The sequence below is a fragment of the Pseudomonas fakonensis genome (genome assembly GCF_019139895.1).
GTDB lineage: Bacteria > Pseudomonadota > Gammaproteobacteria > Pseudomonadales > Pseudomonadaceae > Aquipseudomonas > Aquipseudomonas fakonensis.
In genome coordinates this window covers 2,998,414-3,023,416 of record NZ_CP077076.1, presented here as the reverse complement: position 1 = coordinate 3,023,416, position 25,003 = coordinate 2,998,414, and the positions used below count along the sequence as shown (strand labels likewise).

Sequence of the window (25,003 nt, the reverse complement as noted above, 5' to 3'; positions counted from 1 at the left end):
CATGCGGCACTTGTCGACGACTTCGTCCAGGGAATCGAACGAGGAACTTCACCATGGCCCATACCGTCATGATGGTATTCGGCACCCGCCCCGAGGCCATCAAGATGGCCCCACTGGCCCGCGTACTGCGTGCCTGGCCCGGGGTCGACCTGCATATCTGCTCCACCGGCCAGCACCGCGAAATGCTCCAGCAGGTGCTGACCGCCTTTGGCCTGGCAGTCGACCAGGACCTGCAGGTGATGACCCAGAACCAGACCCTCAACGGCCTGGCCCGCGACCTGCTGGACAAACTCGACCAGGCCTACGAGCAGGTCCGCCCTGAAATCGTGCTGGTGCACGGCGACACCACCACCAGCTTCATCGCAAGCCTGGCCGCCTTTCAGCGGCACATCCCCATCGGCCATGTCGAAGCCGGGCTGCGTACCGGCAACCTGCAGCAGCCCTGGCCCGAGGAGGCCAACCGGCGCCTGACCGGGGTGCTCGCCGACCTGCACTTCACCCCCACTCGCGACTCCGACGCCAACCTGATCCGCGAAGGGGTGCCGCCGGAGCACATCGAAGTCACCGGCAACACGGTGATCGACGCCCTGCTGTGGATGCGCGACCACCTGGCCGAACAGCACTGGCAGCCCGCCGCCGATTCACCGCTGAACATGCTGCGCGGCGAGCAGCGCATGGTGCTGGTCACCGGCCACCGCCGGGAAAACTTCGGCCCAGGGTTCGAACGCATCTGCAAGGCCCTGGCCCTGCTCGCAGAACGCTACCCGCAGGTGCAGTTCGTCTACCCGGTGCACCTCAACCCGGTGGTACAGCAGGCGGTGTATGGCGTGCTGTCGGGGCGCGACAACGTGCACCTGGTACCGCCCCAGGACTACCCGCACTTCGTCTGGCTGATGAACCGCGCCTACCTGATCCTCACCGACTCCGGCGGCGTGCAGGAAGAAGCCCCGGCCCTGGGCAAACCGGTGCTGGTGCTGCGCAAGGTCACCGAGCGCCCGGCGGTGCTCAAGGGCGGTACGGTCAAGCTGGTGGGCACCGACACCGCGCGCATCGTCGAGCAGGCCAGCGAACTGCTCGACGACCCGGCGGCCTACGCGCGCATGGCACGGGTATTCACCCCGTTCGGTGACGGCCACGCCAGCGAACGCATCGCCGAGCGCCTGACCCGCTGGTTCGCCGAGCGGGCCAACCCATGAGCCTGGCCTTCATCGACTTCATCACCTATGTGCTGTATGGCCTGAAACTGCTGGCAATCGTGCTGGCCAGCCTGATGTTCCTGCTGGGCCTGGACGACCTGTTCATCGACATCGTCTACTGGCTGCGCAAGCTCTACCGCAGGCTGCGGGTGTACGACAAGTACCAGCGGGCCGACGAGCAACTGCTGTTTGGTGCAGCAGAAAAGCCCCTGGCGATCATGGTCCCGGCCTGGAACGAAGTAGGCGTGGTGGGCGAGATGGCGCGCCTGGCCGCCTCCACCCTCGACTACGAGAACTACCAGATCTTCGTCGGCACCTACCCCAACGACCCGCAGACCCAGGCCGACGTCGATGCGGTATGCCTGCACTACCCCAACGTGCACAAGGTGGTCTGCGCCCGCCCCGGCCCCACCAGCAAGGCCGACTGCCTGAACAACGTGATCGACGCCATCCTGCGTTTTCAACAGGACGCCGGCATCGAGTTCGCAGGGTTCATCCTGCATGACGCCGAAGACGTCATCTCGCCCATGGAACTGCGCCTGTTCAACTACCTGCTGCCGGCCAAGGACATGATCCAGATCCCGGTGTACCCCTACGCGCCGCAGTGGCAGGGCTTTACCGCCGGGCACTACGTGGACGAGTTCGCCGAAAACCACGGCAAGGACGTCATCGTTCGCGAGGCCCTCACCGGCCAGGTGCCCAGCGCCGGCGTGGGTACCTGCTTCAGCCGCCGGGCGATCAGCGCCCTGCTCGAGGACGGCGACGGCATCGCCTTCGACGTGCAGTCACTGACCGAAGACTACGACATCGGTTTTCGCCTCAAGCAAAAAGGCATGAAGTGCATCTTCGCCCGCTACTCCATCACCGACCCGGCCCTGGCCCTGGCGCGCGACTGGCGCCCCGGCATGAGCCGCGAATTTGCCCAGGTGATCTGCGTGCGCGAGCACTTTCCGCGGGACTGGCAGCACGCCATACGGCAGAAGTCGCGGTGGATCGTCGGTATCGTGTTCCAGGGCACCAGCAACCTTGGCTGGAGCCGCACCGGGGCACTCAACTACTTCCTCTGGCGCGACCGGCGCGGCTTGTTCGCCTACTTGCTGAGCTTTTTGGTCAACCTGTTGCTGCTGGTGCTGCTGGCCATGTGGCTGGTCACGGCAATCGCCCCGGACAGCTGGCGTTTCATGTCGATCCTCGGCGACAGCATGCTGCTCAGCGTGCTGCTGTGGCTCAACGGCCTGCTGCTGGTCAACCGCCTGTTCCAGCGCGCCTGGTTCGTCACCCGCTACTACGGCATCTTCGAAGGCCTGCTGTCGGCCCCACGGATGATGTGGAGCAACTTCGTCAACTTCTTCGCCAACCTGCGCGCGCTGCGCCAGGTCATGGAAATGGGCGATTCGCGGCGCGTGGCCTGGGACAAGACCACCCACGAATTCCCCGCCATCAGTGCCCCGGCGCGCACCCCACTGGGTAGCCGCCTGGTACAAAAGGGCCTGATCAGCGAAGCCCAGCTGCAACAGGCGGTCACCAACCCGGTGCGCCGGCGCCTGGGCCGCGAACTGCTGCTGCGTGGCTGGCTTAACAGCCAACAGCTGGTAGAGGCCTTGGCCGAACAGCTTGACCTGCCCTGGGCACCCTTGAACCCGTTCAAGATCGCCCCTGCCCTGATCGCCCAGCTGCCGCGCAAACTGGCCACCCACTATGGCGTGCTGCCGGTGGCTGAAGAAGGCGACACTCTGGTGCTGGCCAGCGAGAGCGCGGTCAGCCAGGTGTCGCTGGGGGTGATCAGCCGCCAGCTCAAGCGCCCGGTGCGGGTGCAACTGGCGCCACAAGGACGGGTCACCCTGGGCTTGCGCTACCACTACCCGAGCCCCTGGCAAAAGCCCGAAACCCGGCAGATGCTGCAAGTGCTGGAACGCCACCAGGACGACGCCGAGCTGCTGGAGCGGGTGTGCACCCACCAGGTGATGCTCGGAGCGTTGCTGCAAGTACGCGGCATGGTGCCGGTGCAACTGTTCAACCAGGCGCTGATCGACTTCGACCCCGAGCAGCAAAGCCTGGGCGAGCACCTGATCGCCCGCGGCATCATCAACGAAGCAGTGCTGCAACAGGCCCTCGCCGAGCAGGCCAGCGAACAGCAGGCCGCCTATGACCTGACCCGGGAGGTGGCATGACGCCGCGCCTGACCCTGAGTGTCGCCAGCCTGCTGCTGTGCGGCGCAGCCCTGGCGGCGCCGAACGCGCCGATGACCGGCTTTCAGCGCTTTACCAGCTACCCGTTCATGGAGCGCGGCTACCGCGAAGCGCAACAGAACAACTGGGCCGAAGTGGAACGCCTGACCCGCCATGTGCTCGAACGGGTGCCCAACAACGACGAGGCGCGCAAGCTGCTGGTCGAGGCCCTGGCCCACCAGCGCCGCTACAAGGAAGCCGAGGCCATCGCCGAAGCCCTGGGCGACAACCCCGAACACGCCGACGCCCTGCTGGAACTGCGCCTGGCCTGGATCGAGCAGGACCCGCCGCCGGCCAGCCAGGTCGAAGGCTGGCTGGCCGCCAGCCAGGCCAGCCAGCGGGTACGCCTGTGGCAGGCCTACAGCCTGAGCCTGGCCCGCTTCGGCGGGGCGCGCCGGGCGCTCGACTGGCTCAACCAGTTGCCGCCGCGCGACGACGGCCAGGTGCTGCGCCTGGCCCGCGGCAACCTGGCCGAACAGCTGCGCAACTGGGGCGAAACCATCGAACAGTTACAACCCTTGGCCGACCAGGGCCAACTGCCCGCCGAGGACTGGCGGCGCCTGGCCACTGCCTATGTGCAACAGGCGGATGAGGCTGGCCTGCAACGGCTGTTGCCCAGCGCACCCTCACCCCAGGACGCCGAGCAGGCGCGCCTGGCCATGGCCCAGCGCGCCATCGCCCTGGGCCAGAACCGCCAGGCCGAACACTGGCTGCAAAGCCTGCCTGCCGAGCTGCAGCAACAGCCCGGCCAACGCCAGCAACTGTGGGAACTGGCCCGCCAGGGCGACGATGTGCAACTGGTGCAGCGCCTGAGCAACGAGCTGGGCCAGCCGTGCCTGCAGACCGTCGACTGGCTGTCGTACAAGGCCCCGGACCTGGCCCGGCAACAGCTCAGCCAGTGCCAGCCGGGCGAAGACGCCCGCGCCTATGCCGTGCTCAGGCAGCGCCTGTACGGCGACCCGCCGCAACCGCGCACGGCGGCGCAGTGGCAGCAGCGCTACCGGCAGACCGGCGACCTTGCCGCCTTGGAGCAAGCCACCTACCTGCTGCTCGAGCAAGGACAGCCCGCTCGGGCCCGGCAACTGCTGGAGCAGGCCTACGATCGCCACCAGGGCCACCTGACACCCTCCCTGCTGCAACGCCTGGGCAACTTCTATGCCCGAAACGACGGCCCCATGGCCGACCAGCGCATGCTCACGCTGATCCCGCGGGTGGACCCGGCCACCCGCGCACAACTGCTCGGCCGCCTGGCCGAGGCCGGCCAGTGCGACACGGTGCGCCGGGCGATCCCCGGAAGCCCCAGCGAAGCGGGCCAGTATCGCGCCCTTGGCCGCTGCGCCATGCCTGCCAGGCCCGACCAAGCGGCAACCTGGTACCAGGGCGCCGTGCGCCTGGGCGACAACACCAGCCGCCTGCCCCTGGCCTACGCGCTGGAAGCGGCAGGCGATTCCCAGGCCGCCTTGCCGGTATGGAACAGCCTGCCGGCCAGCGCCTGGACCGCCAATGCGCGCCTCACCGCCGCCCGTGGCGCACTGAATGCCGGCGAGCCCGACACCGCCCTGCGCCACTGGAACGCCACCGCGCACCAGAGCGCCGACGACTGGGCATTGGGCGCAGCCATCGCCCAAGCCCGGGGCGACGCTGCCCAGGCCCTGGCCTACCAGCGTGAAGCCCTGCGCCACAACCCGCGCGCCGAGCACTACTACGCCGCTGCCAACACCGCGCAACTGGCCGGCGACAATGCCCAGAGCAGTGCCTGGCTGGCCGAGGCGGTGCGCCTGGCGCCCGACCAGCCCCGCTACCGCGCCGACTACGGCATGCGCCTGGCCAGCTCCGCCGACAAGGCCGAACGCCTGCGCTCTATCCCCTACCTGAAGCGCGCCACCGAAGACTTCCCGGACAACTACCGCCTGGGCGAAACCCTGGCGCTGCGTTACGACGAAGTCGAAGACAGCGCCGCCGCCCGCCATGAGCTGCGCCGGGTGCTCGACGTGGAACAGGGCCTGGCAGATGAGCGCGACGAATACGGCAGCCTCGAGGCGCGCAAGTACCGCCAGCGCCGCGCCCACGAAACCCTGTCACGCCGCGACAGCGTGACCCTGGCCAGCACTTGGTCGCCGGCCGGCACCTCCACCAACGACCGTTTCCTCGACAACGGCACGCGCAGCGGCAGCTCGCGCCGGGCGCAATCGCAGAACGTGCAACTGGCCATGTGGGACCATGCCTTGGGTGAAGAGCCGAGCCGCAACGGCAGCACCCTGTCGGTGTATGGCCGGGTCTTGTTCGGTGGCCAGAGCCGCAGCGACTACGCGCAAAGCATGGGCACCGGCGTGGGCCTGCGCTACAAGCCGCTGGGCCAGGCCAACCTCAACCTGTACGCCGAGCTGTACCACCAACGCCAGGTCGACAGCGAGCATTACAGCGGCCTGCGCTTGGGCGAGCTGCTGAGCCCGGGCAAGGTCGGCGGCAACTGGGGCGACCTGCGCCACCACGCCGAATCGAGCAACGACCTGCTGCTGCGCGCCACCGCCTCGTTCCTCGACCAGGGCGACTGGCGCAACGACTGGCGCGTCGACGAGGATCAATGGAACGAGCGCTTCCTGTACCTGGACGCTGCCTGGTGGACCCGTGCCGGCGACCACGCCTGGCTGTCGCGCTACCAGCAGGGGCATGCCTGGAAGCTGCCGGGCAGCTCGCCGCAAACCCTGATGCCCTATGGTTTCGTCGAGTTTTCCAGCCAGGACCCGAGCAACGACTGGCGCCAGGATGCCCGCGCCGGCGTTGGTGTGCGTTGGCAATGGTGGTTCGACGACGACCGCTACAACGCCTACCGTGGTTCGTTGAAGGTGCGCGCCGAATACCAGCAGGCGCTGGGCGGCAACCTGTATGAGCGGGCAAATGGCGTGCTGGTGGGGGTGGAGATGACGTTCTGACAGCTTGCCACGGACATTGTAGGAGCAACTGTCTTGCTCAGTTGCTAAAAGCTGGCGCGACCCCTGTGGGAGCGGGTTTACCCGCGAACACCGGCATAGCCGGTGCCAGCCACCGCGTCGTCTTTTTCGCGGGTAAACCCGCTCCCACAGGACTGCGTCAATTCCGAATCCATTGCTGCACCTGTAGGAGCGTGTAGATTCAACAATCTGCGGTTCAGGAAACAAGGCAGCGCGCATGTACAAGACCCTCGAAGAACACATCCGCCAGCAGGTCGCCCCTGCCGCCCTGCGCGCCGAATTTCGCCAGCACGAGTTCGAAGCCATGCGCCGCTTCTGCCTGCTGGTGTTCTGTATCGGCATCGCCATCTGGCTGGTGTTCGACCTGATCGTCAGCTACCTGGGCGAGCAGGACTTCACCTGGCTGTCGGGGGTGTTCATCGCCCTGTTGTGCTGCATCACCGTGGTGCTCGGTTTTACCCGCAAAAGCCACCATTTCGATGTGCTCAACCTGCTGTTCGTGGCCGTGCTTACCCTGGCCATGCGCCTGGTGATCGAGGGTACGCCCATCGCCATCCGCCCGCTGTGGCTGGTGCTGGGGGTGTCCACCGTGCTGTACACCGTGTCGGTGCTGCCGGTGCGGCGCTGGTCGTTCTTCTGCGCCATGGCCATCACCTGGCTGACCCTCAGCCCGTTCTATCACACCCATGTGCAGGTGCTGGAACTTGAGGGGGCGATGCTGCTCAGCTATGCGCTGTTTCTCAGTGGGCTGGTGATCTACAGCTACCTGCGCCTGCGCCAGGCCAAGCTGCACAACTTCTACCTGACCAAGGTGCTGCTGGAGCAGGCTTATGTCGACGCCCTGACCGAAATCCCCAACCGCCGCTCGTTCATGGCCAAGGCCGAGCGCCAGTTGCAACGGGCCACGCCCGGGCAATACCTGGCGATGATCGACATCGACAATTTCAAGCAGGTCAACGACCGCTTTGGCCACGACATCGGCGACGAGGTGCTCAAGCGCGTGGCGGCGCATATCAAGGCGGCGATGGGGCCGTTCGAGATTGCCCGGCTGGGCGGCGAGGAATTCGCGATCTTCTTCCACGGTCTGGACCAGGGCGGCGTCGAGTCGCAGGTCGCGGGCTTGTGCCAGCGGGTGCGCGAAGACATCGCCCGCTACCCGGTGACCGTGAGCATCGGGCTGGCCCGGGTCGACAGCGGCGATACCCTGAGCGTGGCGCTGGTGCGGGCCGACCAGGCGCTGTATGAGGCCAAGCACAGTGGCAAGGACCGGTTTGTGCTGTGGACGGCGCGGTTGGCAACTGGCGGTTAGCAGGCCCGGCCTCATCGCCGGCAAGCCGGCTACAGGCTGCCTACCCACCCGCAGGCAAACGAATCCTGAACTGCGCCCCACCCAGCGCCGACTGCGTCACGGTCAAGGTGCCGCCCTGCCCCTCGATGGCCCGCCGGCTGATCGCAAGCCCCAGGCCAAAGCCACCAGTGTTGCGGTCACGGCTGCGGTCCAGCCGGTAGAACGGCTGGAAGACCCGCTCGCGCTCCTCGGCCGGGATGCCAATACCATCGTCCTCCACCGTCAGCAGGCAGGCGCCGCCCTCCTCCAGCCCCAGGCGCAGCAGCAGGCTCTGGTCGCAATAGCGCATGGCGTTGCGCACCAGGTTCTGCACCGCACGGGCAGTCAGTCGGGGGTCGAGGACAAAGCGCGGCAGCTCGCGCTCGCAGCGCACCTCCCACTCGATGCCCCGGCTGTCCAGCTCCTCGGCGAAGGCACCGAGCACGCTGTCGACCAGCTCCAGCAACGACACCTCGACCCGCTCGCGGCCCTGCTCGGCGTTTTCCAGGCGGCTGTAGGACAGCAGCTCGAGCACCAGCTCATCCAGCTCGCGCACATGCCCCACCAGCTCCAGCAGGCGCTTGCGGGCCGCCTGGGGCACCTCGTCGTACAGCAGCACCAGGCCGAAATCCAGGCGGGTGAGCGGTGTGCGCAGTTCATGGGACACCGCATTGAGCAGCTCGCGCTGCTGGTTGACATGGCGCTCCAGGTCGCCTGCCATGGTATCGAACACCCCGGCCAGTTCGCCGATGTTCGAGCGCGGCGAGATCTGCGTGCGCTCGCCCATGTTGCCCTGGCCCAGGCGCCGCGCGGTCTCCTTCAGGCGCTCCAGGTCGCGCCAGTGCGGCCACACCCAAAGCAGCAGGCAGCCAAGCATGGCCGCGCCGATCAATACCGTCACGCCCCACGACAGCAGGTTGATGTCCAGTGGGTCTGGCGGTGAATGCAGGCGCACCAGCAAGCCATCGCCCAGTGGTGCCAGCACGGTTTCGTAGTAGCCCCAATCAGCGATGCGCACCACGTACAGGCCATGTTCCAGGCGCGCACGCTCTTCTGGCTGCAAATCGGCATCGGCCATGGGTAGCAGCCGCACCTCAAGGGGCGCGAAGGTTGCTGCCAGCTCCTGCTCCACCGCGGGCCACTGCTCCCTGGGCGCCTGGCGGAACTGGCGCACGATCAGCGACTGCACGCCCTTGGCCTGGCCGAGGTTGTAGTTCATGAAGCGCTCGTGAAACGCCCCGACAATGGCGTCGGGGATCAACAGCAAGGCCCCGGCATAGGCGACGATGATCACCAGGTAAAGGCGTACCAGGATCTTCAGCATGGCCGCTCAGAACTCCCACTCGACACGGCTGAACAGGTAGCCCTTGCCCCACACGGTCTTGATCTTGCGCGCTTCGCCGGCGTGGTCGTCGAACTTGCGCCGCAGCTTGGAAATGGCCACATCCACCGAACGGTCGGTGCCGTTGAACTCGATGCCGCGCAATTGCTGCAGGATGCGGTCGCGGCTCAGCACTTCGCCGGCATTGCGCGCCAGCACCACCAGCAGGTTGTACTCGCCGCTGGACAGCTCCACTTCCTCGCCGCGCCAGCTGACCACCCGTTCGGCCAGGTCGATGCGCAGCCCGCCCACCTGGATCAACGCGGTGTCCAGGCGCGGCTCGTTGATGCTGCTCCGGCGCAGCAGGGTGCGTACCCGGGCCAGCAGCACACGCGGCTCGCAGGGCTTGGTCACGTAGTCGTCAGCGCCCATCTCCAGCCCCAGCACCTGGTCGTGGCTGTCGTCACGCGCGGTGAGCATGAGAATCGGCAGGCCCTGCGAGGCCTGGCGCAGCAAGCGGCACACCTGCAGGCCGTCGAGCCCGGGCAGCATCAGGTCGAGGATCACCAGGTCCGGTTTGTCCTGGCGAAAGGCATCCAGTACATGGTCGCCACGGGCGATCACCCGAACGTGGAAGTCATTGCGTTGCAGGTAGCTGGCGATCAGTTCGGACAGCGCGCTGTCGTCTTCGACCAGGAGGATATTGGGCATAGGGGCAACACAAAGGGTTGATGGGATGCCTTGCCCCGCGATGGGGCTGGCACAGGGTTGAAAGGATATAGAATCCTGCAAGCGCGAAGGCTTGCCCGTAACACTTTTTCACACACATCCTACAGCTGCTAACAGCCCGCAAGGGCCCGCCTGCCGTAGCATACGCCCGGTCATCATCGGAAGATCCGCATGCCTTTCACACTCCCCCCTCACCTGCGCCGCGTGGCGCTGGTGGCCTTGATCACCCTGCCCCTGGCCGCCTGCGACGATGCCGCCGAGCAGGCAGAACAACAACCCCCTGCCCAGGTGCGGGTAGAAACCCTGCAACTGCAGCCGCTGGCCATCAGCACCGAGCTCAGTGGCCGCCTGCTCGCCCCGCGCACCGCCGAGGTGCGTGCACGGGTGGCCGGGGTGGTGCTCAAGCGGGTCTACCGCGAAGGCAGCGACGTCAGGCAAGGCGACGTGCTGTTCTTGATTGACCCGGCGCCGTTCAAGGCCGACCTCGACAGCGCTCGCGCTACCCTGGCCAAGGCCCAGGCCACCCTGTATCAAGCGCGCCTGCAAGAGCAGCGCTACCGCGAGCTGGTGGACGACAAAGCCGTCAGCCGCCAGGAATACGACAACGCCCGGGCCGCGTTCCTTCAGGCCGACGCCGCCGTGGCCGAGGCCAAGGCCGCGCTCGAACGCGCCCGTCTGAACCTGGGCTACGCCACCGTCACTGCCCCGATTGACGGGCGCATCGGCCGCGCGCTGGTGACCGAAGGCGCGCTGGTGGGCCAGAACGAAACCACACCGCTGGCAACCATCCAGCAACTGAACCCGATCCACGCCGACGTCAGCCAATCGACCCGCGAGCTCAACGCCTTGCGCCGGGCCATCCGTGCCGGCGAGCTGCAACAGGCCGGCGACGGCCAGCTCCAGGCCACCCTGGTGCAGGACGACGGCAGCGCCTACCCGCTGCCCGGCAAGCTGCTGTTCTCGGATATCAGTGTCGACCCGAGCACCAACCAGATCACCCTGCGCAGCGAGTTCCCCAACCCCGACCTCGACCTGCTGCCCGGCAGCTACGTGCGCGTGCGCCTGGCCCAGGCCGTGCAGCCCAAGGGCCTGAGCGTGCCGCAGCGGGCCATCCTGCGCGACAGTGCCGGGGTGCCCAAGGTGCTGGTGGTCGACGCGCAGCAGCGGGTGGCCGAGCGCCAGGTCCAGTTGGGCAGCGCCCAGGGCGACCGCTGGGTGGTCAGCGAGGGCCTTGCCGCCGGTGAGCGAGTGGTGGTCGAGGGCCTGCAGCACGTCAAGGCCGGCGACCCGGTGCAGGTCGACGAACAACCGGGCGCCTCGGTCGCCCGCCACGGCCAGTGAGGGCCTGATACATGCCGCAATTTTTCATCGAGCGCCCGGTATTCGCCTGGGTGGTCGCATTGTTCATTCTGCTGCTCGGCGGGCTGTCGATCCCGCAGTTGCCGGTGGCCCAGTACCCCGACGTGGCGCCGCCGCAGGTGGAGATCTACGCCGTGTACCCGGGCGCTTCGGCTGCGACCCTGGACGAAAGCGTGGTGAGCATCATCGAGCAGGAGCTCAATGGCGCCGACAACCTTTTGTACTTCGAGTCGCAGAGCAGCCTGGGCAGCGCCACCATCACCGCCAGCTTCCAGCCGGGCACCAACCCTGACCTGGCCCAGGTCGATGTGCAGAACCGCCTGAAAGTGGTCGAGTCGCGCCTGCCGCGCGCCGTCACCCAACAGGGTTTGCAGGTGGAGAAGGTGTCTACCGGCTTTCTGCTGCTGGCCACCCTCACCTCTGAGGATGGCCGCCTGGACGAGATCGCCCTGTCGGATATCCTCGCGCGCAACGTGATGAACGAGGTTCGCCGGGTAAAGGGCGTGGGCAAGGCCCAGCTGTATGGCTCGGAACGGGCCATGCGTATCTGGATCGACCCGGCCAGGCTTGTGGGTTTCAACCTGACCCCCAACGACGTGGCCGTGGCGATTGCCGCCCAGAACGCCCAGGTGGCGCCGGGCAGCATCGGCGACCTGCCGACCCGGCCCACCCAGGAGATCACCGCCAACGTGGTGGTCAAGGGCCAGCTGAGCACCCCTGAGGAGTTCGCCGCCATCGTGCTGCGGGCCAATGCCGATGGCTCCAGCGTGACCGTCGGCGATGTGGCGCGGGTCGAGGTCGGCGCCCAGGACTACCAGTACGGCACCCGCCTCAACGGCAAGGCCACCAGCGCCTTCAGCGTCAAGCTGTCGCCCGGGGCCAACGCCATGGAAACCGCCGCCCTGGTCAAGGCCAAGCTCAACGAGCTGTCGCACTACTTCCCCGAAGGCGTGCGCATCGACATCCCCTACGACACCTCGCCGTTCGTCAAGGTGTCGATCCAGCAGGTGATCAACACCCTGCTGGAGGCCATGGTGCTGGTGTTTGCGGTGATGTTCCTGTTCCTGCAGAACCTGCGCTACACCCTGATCCCCACGTTGGTAGTGCCGGTGGCACTGATGGGCACCCTGGCGGTGATGAGCGCGCTGGGCTTTTCGGTCAATGTGCTGACCCTGTTCGGCATGGTGCTGGCCATCGGCATCCTGGTGGACGATGCCATCGTGGTGGTGGAGAACGTCGAGCGGATCATGGCCGAAGAGGGCCTGCCACCCAAGCAGGCCACGCGCAAGGCCATGGGCCAGATCAGCGGCGCGATCATCGGCATCACCCTGGTGCTGGTGGCGGTATTCCTGCCGATGGCCTTCATGAAGGGCTCGGTGGGCGTCATCTACCAGCAGTTCTCGGTGTCGATGGCGGTGTCGATCCTGTTCTCGGCGTTCCTCGCCCTGAGCCTGACCCCGGCCTTGTGCGCCACCCTGCTCAAGCCGGTGGCCAAGGGCGAGCAGCACGGGCGCAAAGGCTTCTTTGGCGCATTCAACCGCGGTTTCGAGCGCATGAGCGACGGCTACCAGCGCTGGGTCGGCCATGCCCTGGCCCGCAGCGGCCGCTACCTGCTGCTGTACGCGGTGCTGCTGGGGGGGCTGGGTTACGGTTTCAGCCAGTTGCCTACGGCGTTTCTGCCCACCGAGGACCAGGGCTATACCATCACTGATATCCAGCTACCGCCAGGCGCCAGCCAGGCGCGCACCATCGAGGTGGCACGGCAGATCGAGGCGCATAACAGTGATGAGGCCAGCGTGGCCAACACCACGCTGATCCTGGGCTTCAGTTTTTCCGGCAGCGGGCAGAACGCCGCCCTGGCGTTCACCACGCTGAAGGACTGGGCCGAGCGCGGCGCCGACGACAGCGCCCAGGCCATCGCCGACCGCGCCAACCTGGCGTTCAGCGGGCTCAAGGACGCCATCGCCTTTGCCGTTTTGCCACCCCCGGTGGACGGCCTGGGCGAGTCCACCGGCTTTGAGTTCCGCCTGCAGGACCGTGGCGGCATGGGCTACAGCGAGCTGATGCAGGCCCGCGACCAGTTGCTTGAACAGGCGCGCAACAGCAAGGTGCTGGTCAACGTGCGCGAAGCCTCGCTGGCCGAAAGCCCGCAGGTGGTGCTGGAGGTCGACCGCCGCCAGGCCAATGCGCTGGGTGTGTCGTTCGCCGACATTGGCGCGGTGCTGGACACGGCAGTTGGCTCGAACTACGTCAACGACTTCCCCAACCAGGGCCGCATGCAGCGGGTGGTGGTGCAGGCCGAGGGCGAGCGGCGCAGCCAGGTCGAGGACCTGTTGAAGATTCACGTGCGCAACGCCAGCGGCAAGATGGTACCGCTGGGCGCCTTCGTCAGCGCCCATTGGCAGTCGGGCCCGGTGCAACTGACCCGCTATAACGGCTACCCGGCGGTGTCGATCTCTGGCGAGCCGGCGGCGGGCTACAGCTCGGGCGAGGCAATGGCCGAGGTCGAGCGCCTGGTGGCGCAGTTGCCAGGCGGTGCTGGCCTTGAATGGACCGGTTTGTCGTTGCAGGAGCGCCTGTCCGGCAGCCAGGCCCCACTGCTGATGGCGTTGTCGCTGCTGGTGGTGTTCCTGTGCCTGGCGGCGCTGTACGAAAGCTGGTCGATCCCCACTGCGGTACTGCTGGTGGTGCCGTTGGGGGTGCTGGGCGCAGTGCTGGCGGTGACCCTGCGCGGGCTGCCCAACGATGTGTTCTTCAAGGTTGGCCTGATCACCCTGATCGGCCTGTCGGCGAAGAACGCCATCCTGATCATCGAGTTCGCCAAGGCTCTGGTCGATGACGGCATGGACGCCACTGCAGCGGCCATCCAGGCGGCGCGCCTGCGCCTGCGGCCGATCGTCATGACTTCGCTGGCGTTCATTCTCGGCGTGGTGCCGCTGGCCATCGCCAACGGCGCCAGCTCGGCCAGCCAGCAGGCCATTGGTACCGGGGTGATCGGCGGCATGCTCAGCGCGACCATTGCCGTGGTGTTCGTGCCGGTGTTCTTCGTGGTGGTGATGAAGCTGGCCGGGCGCCGCCAGAGGCAGCAAGCCGAGAACCTGGCCAGCGATAGCTGACTGGACAGCGGCGTCGTTGAATGAGAGGGTTCCCGGCATTGACTGCCCGGAACCCTTTTTCATGCCTGCCACCCTGCCCCCCTGCTCCATCCTGATCCTCGCTGGCGGGCGCGGCATGCGCATGGGCGGGCGCGACAAGGGCCTGGTGCCCTGGCGTGGCGAGCCGCTGGTGGCCCATGTGCTGCGGGCGGTGCGCGGGTTGTCGGACGATGTGGTGATTTCCTGCAATCGCAACCTTGAGGCGTATGCCGCCTATGCCGACCAGTTGGTGAGCGATGCCGAGGCGGACTACCCGGGGCCGCTGGCCGGAGTTATCGCCGGGCTGAAAGTGGCCCGGCATGACTGGGTGGTGATGCTCGCCTGCGATGCGCCGTTGGTGGACCAGGCGCTGGTCGAGGATTTGCTGGCGTTGGCCTGTGAGCATGACAGTGCGGCGATGGTGCGCCAGGGGGGGTATTGGCAGCCGATGTTCAGCGTGGTGCCGCGGCGGGTCTTGCCTTTGCTGGAGCAGGCTTGGGGCCGGGGGGAGCGGAGTTTGCAGAAGGCCTTGCTGGTGGGGCCGGTGCAGGGGTTGGAATGTGCTGAGGGGGATTTGCGGTTGGGGAATTTCAATAGTCCGGAGTGGCTTGGGGGGTGAGGGTCCGGGTTCGGGGATTATGGTTATTGCTTTTGGAGATGTATGCGCATTCGTTGACGATAGCGGCTTTTCGTCACCTTTCCGCCCTTACGGCGGGTTACTTTGGTCGCGGCCAAAGTAACCAAAGCCGCCCTGCTCCCATCATCCGGCCCCCTACGCTGCGCTCCGGGGGTTCCCTCGCTCCGGGCTTGCTCCGGAGGTACGCGCCGACGGGCCGTCCCTGGCCCGATCGGCGCTCGACCGGCATCCATGCCGGTCGCCCTCCTACGCAATCCCTACGCTCGGCCTCCTGAAGTCGCGATTTGTGTTGCCTGGGCTATCGCGCGCTTAGAAGCAAGATCAACAGCCAGATCAACAGCTGGGATGTAGGTTTAATTGTTGTTGATGTGTTGTTTGTTCTGACGCCATCGCGGGGCAAGCCCGCTCCCACGCTAGTTGGGCGCAACAAGTTCTGGCGTGGGAGCGGGCTTGCCCCGCGATTCAATCCTGAGTTCCCACGGTGGCAACTAGCGACCGAGCTGCGTACTCCCAGGCGCCGCCCCTAACTTCGCGACTTCAGGAGGCCGAACGCAGGGATTGCGTAGGGGGGCGACCGGCATGGATGCCGGTCGAGCGCCGATCGGGCCAGGGACGGCCCGTCGGCGCGTACCCCCGGAGCAAGCCCGGAGTGAGGGAACCCCGGAGCGCAGCGCAGGGGCCGGATGACGGGAGCGAGCGGCTTTGCTTACTTTGGCCAAGACCAAAGTAAGCCGCCGTAAGGGCGGAAAGGTGAATAAGCGTCAATACAAATAATGTATGCGCATACAACTTCCAAAACCAACTCAAACCAACTCAAACCCATCCCAACGCAGGCACCCAGCCCCCATCAAGGCATCACAGGCGCAACATACTCCAAGGTCGTCCCCAACGCCCAAAGCAACACCAGCACCAACGGCACATGCACCAGCAACTGCACAAACGAGAAGCCGATCAAATCCCGCGCCTTGAGCCCCAACACCCCCAGCAACGGCAGCATGTAGAACGGGTTGATCAGGTTAGGCAAGGCCTCGGCCGCGTTGTAGATCTGCACCGCCCAACCCAGGTGGTACTTCAGGTCATTGGCCACCAGCATCACGTAGGGGGCTTCGATGATCCACTTGCCGCCACCGGACGGAATGAAGAAGCCCAGCACCGCCGAGTACACCCCCATCAGCAACGCATAGGTGTCATGGGTGGCAATCTGGGTGAAGAACAGCGAAATGTGGTGGGCCAGGGTCTCGGCGTCGGCGCCCTTGACCTGGGTCAGAATCGCCGCAATCGAGCCATACAGCGGGAACTGGATCAACACGCCCGTAGTGGTCGGTACCGCGCGGGCCACGGCGTCGAGGAAGCTGCGCGGGCGCCAGTGCAGCAAGGCACCAAGCATGATGAACAGCAGGTTGTAGGTGTTCAGCCCGGAGATCGCGGTGATCGCAGGCTTGGTGGCGAACTCCTGGTACAACCAGCCGGCGGCCAGGGCCACCAGCAGCAGGATCAGGATCGGGCTGTGCTCAAGCCACTCGCCTGGGCGGGTGCGCTGCGGTGCCGGTGGCGCGGTGAAGCTGGGATCGACGCCGCAGTCTTCGGCACTGCGGGCGCTGTTGGGGCCAGGCGCGGTGGCGTAGGCAACCACCAGCGAAACCACCACCAAAGCCGCCAGCATCACCCCCGACTGCCAGAGGAAGATGGTCTGGGTGAACGGAATCACCCCGGTGATCGACAGGATCGACGGCGGCAGGCTGGCCGGGTTGGCCTGCAGTTGCGCAGCCGATGACGACAGCCCCAGCGCCCATACCGCACCCAACCCCAGGTAGGCGGCGGCACCGGCGGCGCGGTAGTCCATCTTCAAGTCGGTACGCCGTGCCAGGGCGCGCACCAGCAGGCCGCCGAACACCAGCGACAGGCCCCAGTTGAGCAGTGAGGCGAGCATCGAGATCAGCGCCACCCAGCACACCGCCGAACGGCCGTTTTTCGGGATGCGCGCCAGGCGGTCGATCAGCTTCGCGGCGGGTGGCGAGCTGGCCACCACATAACCGCCGATGACCACGAAGGCCATTTGCATGGTGAACGGGATCAGGCTCCAGAAGCCGTCACCGAAGGCCTTGGCCGTGTCGGTGGGTTTGGCGCCCATGGCCAGGGCGCCCAGGCATACCAGCACCACCGCCAGGGCGGCGAACACCCAGGAGTCGGGGAACCAGCGTTCGGCCCAGTTGGAGCAGCGCAGGGCAAAGCGGGCGGAGCGGCTGTCTTGAATATCAGCGGCCACGTGAGTCTTCCTTTTATTGGTTTTATTGGTCAGTTCTGAAGCGACGCAAATGCCTGTAGGAGCGGGCTTGCCCGCGATAGCGCCAGTTCAGGCAACACCGCTGCCTGATCGATCGCCATCGCGGGCAAGCCCGCTCCTACAGGGGCACTGCAAGATTAAAAAGTCATTTCCTTCACATCGTCCGCCACGATCAGCTTGCCGGCGGTCTTGGCGATGATCTCTTCGACGCTCACCCCCGGCGCCGTCTCACGCAGGATGAACGCGCCGTTGTCGATCTCGAGGTAGGCCAGGTCCGTCAGCACCTTGCGGATGCAGCCGGCACCGGTCAGCGGCAGGCTGCACTGGCTCAGCAGCTTGGACTCGCCGTCCTTCGAGGCGTGGGTCATGGTGACGATGATGTTCTCGGCACCGGCCACCAGGTCCATGGCGCCGCCCATGCCCTTGACCAGCTTGCCAGGGATCATCCACGAGGCGATGTTGCCCTGCACGTCCACCTCGAAGGCGCCCAGCACGGTGAGGTCGACGTGGCCGCCACGAATCATGGCGAACGACTGCGCCGAGTCGAAGATCGACGCGCCGCGCCGGGCGGTGACGGTCTGCTTGCCGGCGTTGATCATGTCGGCGTCGAGGGTGCTTTCGGTGGGGAACTCGCCCATGCCCAGCAGGCCGTTTTCCGATTGCAGCATCACGTCCATATCTGCCGGCACGTAGTTGGCCACCAGGGTGGGGATGCCGATGCCAAGGTTGACGTAGTAGCCATCCTTGAGTTCACGGGCGACGCGTTGCGCCATCTGTTCGCGGGTCAGTGCCATGGTCTGGGTCTCTTTGTTGTTCTTCGGGAGGCGGCGCTCAGGCCTTGACGGTGCGCTTTTCGATGCGTTTTTCGAAGGTGCCGACGATCACCCGGTCGACGAAGATGCCCGGGGTGTGGATCTCGCTGGGCAGCAGCACGCCGGGCTCGACGATTTCTTCAACCTCGACCACGGTGATCTTGCCGGCGGTGGCGGCCAGCGGGTTGAAGTTTTGCGCGGTGTTGCGGTACACCACGTTGCCGTAGTGGTCGGCCTTCCAGCCCTTGACGATGGCGAAGTCGCCGGTAATCGACTCTTCGAGGATGTACTTGCGGCCCTTGAATTCGCGTACTTCCTTGCCCTCGGCAACCGGGGTGCCGTAGCCAGTGGCGGTGTAGAAGGCCGGGATGCCGGCGCCGCCAGCACGCATTTTCTCCGCCAGGGTGCCTTGCGGGGTGAGCTCGACTTCCAGCTCGCCACTGAGCAGCTGGCGTTCGAATTCGGCGTTCTCGCCTACGTACGAGGCGACCATCTTGCGGATCTGCCGGTCTTCCAGCAGCACGCCCAGGCCAAAGCCATCGACGCCACAGTTGTTGGAAACCACGGTCAGGCCCTTGACGCCGCGGCGCTTGATCTCGGCAATGAGGTTTTCGGGGATGCCGCACAGGCCAAAACCACCGGCCAGTACCGTCATGCCGTCGGTCAGGCCTGCCAGGGCCTCTTCGTAGGTTGCTACACGCTTGTCCAGTCCGGCCATGCTCAGTCGCCTTTTATAGTTGTTGGAACCGTACGGTCATCTTCACCGCAGCCGACTGATTTGTTAATTTTGTTTTCGTCATCGATTGATAACTTTTACAAAACAAATCGCGAGCCCGTCATGAACGTCAAGCAGCTGCGTGCCTTTGTCACCGTAGCCAAGTACCAGAGCTTCGCCCAGGCCGGCGAGCACCTGCATGTGTCGCAACCGGCCCTGAGCCTGACCATCAAGGCGCTGGAGGACAACCTCGGCGGCGCCCTGCTGACCCGCACCACCCGCAGCGTCAGCCTGACCCCCGAGGGCGAAGTGCTGCTGCCCCTGGCCCGGCGCCTGCTGGGCGACTGGGACGACACCGAAGAAATGCTGCGCCAACGCTTCACCCTGCAATTGGGGCGGGTGTCGGTGGCGGCCATGCCCTCCTACGCCGGCAACCTGCTGCCCGATGCGCTCAAGGTGTTTCGCCAGCGCTACCCCAAGGTCAACGTCACCGTGCACGACGTGATCAACGAACAGGTGCTGGAACTGGTGCGCCACCGCCGCGTCGAACTGGGCATCGGCTTCGAGCCCGACAGCAACGCGGCGCTGCACTTTCACCCGCTTTACATGGACCGCTTCGTCGCCGTGGTGCCGGCAAGCTCGCCCCTGGCCCGGCAACCCCAGGTACGCTGGCAGGAACTGCTGGCCCAGGACTTCGTCGCCCTGCAACGGCCTTCGGCGGTGCGCCTGCTGCTGGAGCAGCAGGTGGCGGCTGACCACGGCAAGCTGGCGGTGGCTTTTGAAAGCCACCAGTTGTCCACGGTCGGGCGCATGGTCGCCAGTGGCCTGGGGGTGAGCGCGGTGCCGGCGCTGTGCATCGAGCAGATGCAAGAGCTCGGCGCCTGCTGCGTGCCATTGATAGAACCCAGCGTGGAGCGGCGCATCGGGGTGATCGCCCTGGCCGACCACAAACTGTCGAAGGCGGCCGAAGCGCTGCTCGACGTGCTGCTCAAGCACACCCATCCACAGGAGGTGACATGCGTTACGTGAATCTGGCGGGCACCCAGGTACCGACCATCGGCCAGGGCACTTGGTACATGGGCGAGGACCCTAGCCGCAAGGCGGCTGAAGTGGCGGCCCTGCAACAGGGCATCGAGCTGGGCCTGACGCTGGTCGATACGGCCGAAATGTATGCCGAGGGCGGCGCCGAACAGGTGGTCGGCCAGGCCATCGCCGGGCGCCGCGACCAGGTGTTCCTGGTCAGCAAGGTGTACCCGCACAACGCCAGCCGGCGTGGCGTGCCGGCGGCCTGTGAGCGCAGCCTGCAGCGCCTGGGTACCGACTGCATCGACCTGTACCTGCTGCACTGGCGCGGGCAGTACCCGCTGGAAGAAACCGTCGAAGCCTTCGAACGCTTGATCGAGCAAGGCAAGATTCGCCGCTGGGGCGTGTCCAACTTCGACCTGGACGACATGCGCGAGCTGGGCAACCCCGCCTGTGCCACCAACCAGGTGCTGTACAACCCGGCCGAGCGCGGCATCGAGTTCGACCTGCTGCCCTGGAGCCGCAAGCAGCCCATGCCGACCATGGCCTACTGCCCCCTGGCCCAGGCCGGGCGCCTGTTGCACCACCCGGTGCTGGGGCAAATTGCCGAGCGCCATGGCGCCACGCCGGCCCAGGTGAGCCTGGCCTGGGTGACCCGTGGCGAGGGGGTGATTGCCATACCCAAGGCGGTGAGCCCCGAGCATGTGCAGCTCAACGCCCAAGCCGCCGAGCTGGTATTGAGCGACGCCGACCTGCAGGCACTAGACCATGCGTTCCCGGCACCGACGCGCAAGCAGCGCCTGGCGATGGTCTGAAGGCCGAACAAGGCCCGAAAAAAGGCCCCTGGGCACGAACCCCAGGGGCCAAACGGCTGGAATCACCCAACCAAAGGAGCCGTTGCCAGGCGCCTCACTCCACCGCGTGCACCACCGCCGCTTGCGGCCGGCGCTTGAGCCGCGACAGCACCCAGACGAAGCACACCGGCACGAACACCACCCCCAGCAGCGTGGCGCTGAGCATGCCGCCGATCACCCCGGTGCCGATGGCCCGCTGGCTGGCAGCGCCCGCCCCGCTGGCGATGGCCAGCGGCACCACGCCGAGAATGAACGCCATGGAAGTCATCACGATTGGCCGAAAGCGCAGGCGCGCGGCCTCGAGCGCAGCGTCGCCCAGGCTGTAACCCTTCTCCCAGAGTTCCTTGGCGAACTCGACGATGAGAATGGCGTTTTTCGCCGCCAGGCCAATGATGGTGATCAGCCCGACCTTGAAGTACACATCGTTGGGCATGCCCGCCACCATCACCGCCAACACCGCGCCCAGCGCGCCAATCGGCACGATCAGCATCACCGTCAGCGGGATCGCCCAGCTTTCGTACAGCGCCACCAGCAGCAGGAACACCACCAGGATGGCCAGGGCGAACAGGCTCGAAGCCTGGCCGCTGGAGACCTTTTCCTGGTACGAAAGACCGGTCCAGGCATAGCCGATACCCGGTGGCAGCTGGCTGGCCAGGCGCTCCATCTCGGCCATGGCCTGGCCTGTGCTGTAGCCGGGCGCGGCGTCGCCGGCAATGCGGATGGACGGGTAGCCGTTGTAGCGCACAATCTGCACCGGCCCCTGCTCCCAGTGGGTGGTGACGAAGGCGCTGAACGGCACCTGCTCGCCGTTGGCATTGGGCGCGTACAGGCGCAGCACGCTTTGCGGGGTCATGCGCTCGGCCTGCTCGGCTTGCACCACCACCCGCTGCTGGCGGCCGGCGTTGGTGAAGTCGTTGATCACCGCCGAGCCGAACGCGGTGGCCAGGGTGCTGTTGAAGCTCTCGAAGCTCACCCCCAGGGCGCGGGCCTTCTCCCGGTCGATCTGCACCCGCAGCTGCGGCGCCTCGGCCAGGCCCTCCATCATGGCGTAGAGGATTACCGGGTTGCCGTTGGCGGCGCCGAGCAACTGGTCACGGGCCGCCAGCAGGGCTTCGCGGCCCAGGCCGCCGCGGTCGAGCAGGCGCAGGGCGAAGCCGCCGGCGTTGCCCAGCCCGTCGATAGGCGGCGGGTTGACCGCCATGATGCTGCCATCGCCGTGGGCGGCGAAGCGCGCGTTGATCGCCTGCACTTCGGCGTCGGCCGACTGTTCAGGGCCACGCTGCGACCAATCCTTGAAGGTGGGGAACGCCAGGGCGGCGTTGTCGCCCATGCCCGAGAAGCTGAAACCACTGACCACAAACGCCGAGCCCAGCGCCTCGCGGGACATCAGGAACTGCTCCAGGGCCTGGCCGGTGGCGTCGGTACGCACGCGGCTGGCACCGGGCGGCAATTGCACGTCAACAATGGCGTAGCCTTGGTCCTCCACCGGCACGAACGACTCCGGCAGGCGCAGGTAGAAGTAGCCGAGCATGGCGATCAGCCCGACATACACCAGCATGCAGCGCCCGGCACGGCGCACCAGGGCGCTGTTCAGCAGCGCGTAGCGCTCGGTCAGGCGGGCAAAGCCACGGTTGAAGGCGCCAAAGAAACCGCGTTTCTCGTGATGCCCCTGGGGTACCGGCTTGAGCAGCGTGGCGCACAACGCCGGGGTGAAGGTCAGGGCCAAAAAGCCCGAGAACAGGATGGACACCGCCAGCGACAGCGAGAACTGCTGGTAGATCACCCCCACCGAACCCGACATGAAGGCCAGCGGCATGAACACCGCCGACAATACCAGGGTGATGCCGATGATCGCCCCCGATACCTGGCCCATGGCCTTGATGGTGGCCTGCACCGGCGACAACCCCTCCTCGGCCATCAGCCGCTCGACGTTCTCCACCACCACGATGGCGTCGTCCACCAGGATGCCGATGGCCAGCACCATGCCGAACATGGTCATCATGTTCACCGAGAAGCCCAGCAGCTTCATCACCGCCAGGGTACCCAGCAGGCACACCGGCACCACGATAGAGGGGATCAGGGTGTAGCGGATGTTCTGCAGGAACAGGAACATCACCAGGAACACCAGCACCATGGCTTCGATCAGGGTATGGATGACCTTCTCGATGGCCACGTCGACAAACCGCGAGGTGTCGTAGGGCACCGAAAACTCGACGCCCTCGGGGAAGTACGCCGACAGCTCGGTCAGGCGCTGCTTGACCCGCTCGGCGGTTTGCAGGGCATTGGCGCCCGGCGCCAGTTGCACCGCGCCGGCCACTGCCGGGCGACCGTTCAGGCGCGAGTCGAAGTTGTAGCTTTCCAGGCCGATTTCCAGGCGTGCCACGTCCTGCAGGCGCACCAGGGAGCCGTCGGGGTTGGCCCGCAGCACCACCCGGCCAAAGGCCTCGGGGTCGTCCAGGGTGCCCTGCACGGCCAGGGTGGCGGTCAGTTCCTGTTCGCTGCTGCCGGGCGTTGCGCCAAAGGCGCCGGCCGGTACCTGCACGTTCTGCCCGCGAATGGCGTTGCCCACATCATCGATGGACAGCCCGTAGCCCACCAGCTTCTGCGGGTCGACCCACACCCGCATGGCGGCTTCGGACGAGAAGAACTGCAGCTTGCCCACCCCGGGGATGCGGCGCAGTTCGTTGTTGATGTTGCGCGCGGCATAGTCGCCCAGCTGGGTGGTGTCGGCTCGCTCGAAGCCATCCTTGTAGCTGAGCGCGTAGATCAGCAAAAAGCCAGCGCTGGTCTGCTCCACCTGCAGGCCCTGGGTGATCACCGCCTGGGGCATGCGCGCCTCGGCCTTCTTCAGGCGGTTTTGCACATCCACCTGGGCAAGCTCCGGGTTGGTGCCGGGCTCGAAGGTGACCACCACCTCGGCCATGCCGTTGGAGTTGTTGGTGGACTCGAAATACAGCAGGTTCCTGGCGCCGTTGAGCGATTCCTCGATGACGCTGGTGACCGACTCCACCAGCACCTTGGCCGAGGCGCCCGGGTAGGTGGCGGTGACGGTGATCTGCGGCGGCGCGACGCTGGGGTACTGGGCGACCGGCAGCAGCGGGATTACCAGCAAGCCTGCCAGGGAAATGAACAGTGCGACGACCCAGGCAAAGTTGGGCCGGTTGATGAAGAACTTCGACATGTGGCTCCCCTCAGCGTGCCTGGGCCTGTTGCGCCTGGGCCGGCGCAACCTGCATGCCGGCGGCCAGGCCCGCAGGGCTGCCGACGATGACCTGGTCACCGGCCTGCAGGCCCTGGGTGATCTGCCAGCGAGCGCCTTGCATGGCACCGGTGCTGACCGGGCGCGCTTCGGCCAGGTTGCCGGCGCCCACCACCATCACCCGGGCCTGGCCGTCACTGGCGCGCTGCACCGCACGCTGCGGCACCAGGATGGCCTGGCGGTCGACGCCCTGCGGGGTGTGCACGCGCACGTACATGCCCGGCAGCAGAATGCCGTCGGCGTTGTCGAAGCGCCCGCGCAGGGTGACCTGGCCGGTGCCGCGGTCCACTGCCACGTCGGTGAACATCAGCGCGCCCTGGCGCCGGTAGTCGGTGCCTTCCACCTGTGCGCTCAGGGTGCGCTCTTCACCGCTGGCCAGGCTGCCGCTCTGCAGCGCCTGGCGCAGGCGCAGGGCATCGGCGGCCGACTGGGTGAAGTCGACGTAGATCGGGTCGAGTTGCTGGATGCGCGCCATCAGCGTGGCCTCGCCCTGCCCGACCAACGCGCCTTCGGTGGCCAGCGCCCGGCCGATACGCCCGGAAATAGGTGCGGTGACCGTGGCGTAGCCCAGGTTCAGGCGCGCCGTCTGCACGTCGGCCTGGGCTGAAAGCACCGCGGCCTGGGCGCTGCGCGAATTGGCGCTGGCAGTGTCGAAGTCCTGCTGGCTGATGGCCTGGACCTGCACCAGCGGCTGGTAGCGGCGCAGCCGCGCCTGGGCTTCGTGTTGCACCGCCTGGGCACGGGCCAGGTCACCTTCGGCGCGGGCCAGGGCCGCCTTGAACGGTGCCGGGTCGATCTGGAACAGCAAGTCGCCGGCCTTGACGTCGGCGCCCTCCTCGAAGGCCTTGCGTAGCACGATCCCGGCCACCCGAGCACGTACTTCGGCCACCCGCATCGGCTCGACCCGGCCCGGCAGGGTCGAGGCCAGGGCCAAGGCCTCGTGGGTTACCGTAACGGTGTCCACAGGCAGCACCGCAGCCGCTGCCTGCGGTTCATCCGCAGCTTCGCAGCCGGCCAGCAGCACCGCTGCCGCCAGCCAACCGGCCACCCCAATTGCACGCATCTTGCCCATGACTTCACCCGAGCCTTTGATTGAAAACGGCGCGAATGGTACGACCGGCCCCATAATGAGTCAATTTAGTCTCATACGGTATTTGTGTGAACAATTGTAAGC

At 66.4% G+C, this 25,003-nt stretch carries 16 protein-coding genes; 9 read left to right on the top strand and 7 right to left on the bottom strand.

Annotated features, from left to right (window positions below; translation table 11 throughout):
* Positions 1–53: 53 nt before the first annotated feature.
* The 4 genes from wecB (at position 54) to KSS94_RS13410 (ending at position 7,684) form a co-directional block, all read left to right on the top strand.
* Complete coding sequence (gene wecB, locus KSS94_RS13425; RefSeq protein ID WP_217843450.1) at positions 54–1,196, top strand: non-hydrolyzing UDP-N-acetylglucosamine 2-epimerase; 1,143 nt, start codon at positions 54–56, stop codon at positions 1,194–1,196.
* A complete protein-coding gene (nfrB, locus tag KSS94_RS13420; protein WP_217843449.1) occupies positions 1,193–3,367 on the top strand; it encodes a cyclic di-3',5'-guanylate-activated glycosyltransferase NfrB in 2,175 nt (724 codons plus the stop codon). The genes wecB and nfrB overlap by 4 nt, the downstream gene beginning before the upstream one ends.
* The gene (locus tag KSS94_RS13415) at positions 3,364–6,357 is read left to right on the top strand and encodes a phage receptor (RefSeq protein ID WP_217843448.1); all 2,994 of its coding nucleotides are present in this window, start codon (positions 3,364–3,366) and stop codon (positions 6,355–6,357) included. The genes nfrB and KSS94_RS13415 overlap by 4 nt, the downstream gene beginning before the upstream one ends.
* Before the next feature lie 235 nt (positions 6,358–6,592).
* Positions 6,593–7,684, top strand: coding sequence for a GGDEF domain-containing protein (locus tag KSS94_RS13410; RefSeq protein ID WP_217843447.1), 1,092 nt, complete (start codon positions 6,593–6,595; stop codon positions 7,682–7,684).
* Between the two features lie 40 nt (positions 7,685–7,724).
* On the opposite strand, the gene KSS94_RS13405 is transcribed toward KSS94_RS13410, so the two are convergent.
* Both KSS94_RS13405 and KSS94_RS13400 read right to left on the bottom strand, forming a co-directional pair.
* Entirely contained in the window at positions 7,725–9,026 is a 1,302-nt protein-coding gene (locus tag KSS94_RS13405; protein ID WP_217843446.1) for an ATP-binding protein, read from the bottom strand.
* A gap of 6 nt (positions 9,027–9,032) precedes the next feature.
* Positions 9,033–9,734, bottom strand: coding sequence for a response regulator (locus tag KSS94_RS13400; RefSeq protein WP_217843445.1), 702 nt, complete (start codon positions 9,732–9,734; stop codon positions 9,033–9,035).
* Positions 9,735–9,923: 189 nt separating this feature from the next.
* Here KSS94_RS13400 and KSS94_RS13395 point away from each other — a divergent pair, with 189 nt between their 5' ends.
* The 3 genes from KSS94_RS13395 to mobA all read left to right on the top strand — a co-directional run bounded on the left by KSS94_RS13395 (position 9,924) and on the right by mobA (position 14,864).
* Entirely contained in the window at positions 9,924–11,093 is a 1,170-nt protein-coding gene (locus KSS94_RS13395; protein ID WP_217843444.1) for an efflux RND transporter periplasmic adaptor subunit, read from the top strand.
* Positions 11,094–11,104: 11 nt separating this feature from the next.
* Positions 11,105–14,227 carry a multidrug efflux RND transporter permease subunit gene (locus tag KSS94_RS13390; protein WP_217843443.1) on the top strand — a complete coding sequence of 1,041 codons (3,123 nt, stop codon included), beginning with the start codon at positions 11,105–11,107 and terminating at the stop codon, positions 14,225–14,227.
* A 61-nt stretch (positions 14,228–14,288) separates the two neighbouring features.
* Entirely contained in the window at positions 14,289–14,864 is a 576-nt protein-coding gene (mobA, locus tag KSS94_RS13385; protein ID WP_217843442.1) for a molybdenum cofactor guanylyltransferase MobA, read from the top strand.
* Positions 14,865–15,729: 865 nt separating this feature from the next.
* On the opposite strand, the gene KSS94_RS13380 is transcribed toward mobA, so the two are convergent.
* From KSS94_RS13380 to KSS94_RS13370, 3 genes are all read right to left on the bottom strand, one after another.
* On the bottom strand, positions 15,730–17,148 hold the full coding sequence (locus KSS94_RS13380; protein WP_217843441.1) for a short-chain fatty acid transporter: 1,419 nt from the start codon (positions 17,146–17,148) through the stop codon (positions 15,730–15,732).
* Positions 17,149–17,303: 155 nt separating this feature from the next.
* A complete protein-coding gene (locus KSS94_RS13375; RefSeq protein ID WP_217843440.1) occupies positions 17,304–17,960 on the bottom strand; it encodes a CoA transferase subunit B in 657 nt (218 codons plus the stop codon).
* 37 nt (positions 17,961–17,997) lie between these two features.
* Entirely contained in the window at positions 17,998–18,696 is a 699-nt protein-coding gene (locus tag KSS94_RS13370; RefSeq protein ID WP_217843439.1) for a CoA transferase subunit A, read from the bottom strand.
* 120 nt (positions 18,697–18,816) lie between these two features.
* Between KSS94_RS13370 and KSS94_RS13365 the strand changes: the two genes are divergently transcribed.
* Together KSS94_RS13365 and KSS94_RS13360 are read left to right on the top strand one after the other, a co-directional pair.
* Entirely contained in the window at positions 18,817–19,722 is a 906-nt protein-coding gene (locus KSS94_RS13365) for a LysR family transcriptional regulator (RefSeq protein WP_217843438.1), read from the top strand.
* Positions 19,710–20,531, top strand: coding sequence for an aldo/keto reductase (locus KSS94_RS13360; RefSeq protein WP_217843437.1), 822 nt, complete (start codon positions 19,710–19,712; stop codon positions 20,529–20,531). The genes KSS94_RS13365 and KSS94_RS13360 overlap by 13 nt, the downstream gene beginning before the upstream one ends.
* 94 nt (positions 20,532–20,625) lie before the next feature.
* On the opposite strand, the gene KSS94_RS13355 is transcribed toward KSS94_RS13360, so the two are convergent.
* Both KSS94_RS13355 and KSS94_RS13350 read right to left on the bottom strand, forming a co-directional pair.
* Entirely contained in the window at positions 20,626–23,751 is a 3,126-nt protein-coding gene (locus tag KSS94_RS13355; protein WP_217843436.1) for a multidrug efflux RND transporter permease subunit, read from the bottom strand.
* Between the two features lie 10 nt (positions 23,752–23,761).
* The gene (locus KSS94_RS13350) at positions 23,762–24,901 is read right to left on the bottom strand and encodes a MexC family multidrug efflux RND transporter periplasmic adaptor subunit (protein ID WP_217843435.1); all 1,140 of its coding nucleotides are present in this window, start codon (positions 24,899–24,901) and stop codon (positions 23,762–23,764) included.
* Positions 24,902–25,003: the final 102 nt, after the last annotated feature.